Consider the following 1,149-nt stretch of genomic DNA (forward strand, 5'->3'; position numbering starts at 1 on the left):
GTACGGCCTTCAATCTTCAGGGACTCAACACCTATATCCATCAGGCGCTTACATGCTGAACAGCTCGTAGGTCTTTGGAGTTCATGATGTAGGTGCCGTGCTCATCTTCATAAGCAGGCATGTACTCACCAGGTCTGCCTTTTTCCTGTAGTAGGTATAAAGGGGAAACTTTTTCTAGGACGTCAGAACTTTCCGAAAGTGAAAGTGTTTGAACATTAGGGTCGTAGGTTTCAACTGCTTGGCTTGGAACAATTTCTCCGCCATCAGTCTGTTCTGCTTCGTGAGTCTGGTACTTCCAGCGACAGGAATTTGTGCAAGCGCCCTGGTTTGAGTCTCTATGGGTCATATAACCGGACAATAAACAACGGCCAGAGTAGGCAATACACAAAGCACCGTGAACGAAAACTTCAATTTCCATTTCAGGAACGCGTTGTTTAATTTCCGCAATTTCATCCAAGGATAGTTCCCGCGAAAGAATGACGCGTGTCAGGCCCTGTTGTTGCCAGAATTTCACTGTTGCCCAATTTACCGCGTTTGCTTGAACTGAAAGGTGAACAGGCACATCAGGCCATTTTTCTCGCACCATCATGATAATGCCGGGGTCAGACATAATCAGCGCATCTGGCTTCATAGCAATGACTTGCTCCATGTCGCGAAGGTAACTTTTTACCTTGTCATTGTGCGGGCTAATGTTCGATGCGATATAGAACTGTTTGCCAAGCTCGTGTGCGCGAGCAACGCCCTTGGCAAGATTTTCAATATGGTTAAACTCGTTTTCTCTGACGCGCAAACTGTACCGTGGTTGGCCAGCATAAACTGCATCTGCGCCATAGGCGAAGGCGTACTCCATATTCTGGAGCGAGCCTGCGGGAGATAATAATTCAGGTTTTTTCATGTGTTCCGATTCGAAATTAAGGCTATTCTTTCTGCGAAATGGCGGATCNTACCTGTAATTGCTCGAACCAGTCCAGGAATTTCCCAACATTTTCACCTTTGAATATTCGGCCGTGCTGGGGAAGAAGCATGTCGATCTCTAATTTTCTGACGCGGTTGATCCAGTCATTTTTGGCTGCATTGGAAGGCATCCAGCGTTGATGGAACATTTTCATTTTCGGGATATGTGCATCAAAATCATCGACGAACATTGGG

General features: G+C 46.3%; 2 pseudogenes. Both read right to left on the minus strand.

Annotated features, from left to right (window positions below):
• Window positions 1–895, minus strand: a pseudogene (gene yegQ / locus A3763_RS20975) (tRNA 5-hydroxyuridine modification protein YegQ); the annotation flags it as partial.
• Window positions 896–917: 22 nt separating this feature from the next.
• A pseudogene (locus A3763_RS29005) lies at window positions 918–1,149 on the minus strand (MBL fold metallo-hydrolase); the annotation flags it as partial.

It is taken from the genome of Oleiphilus sp. HI0128 (genome assembly GCF_001635365.1).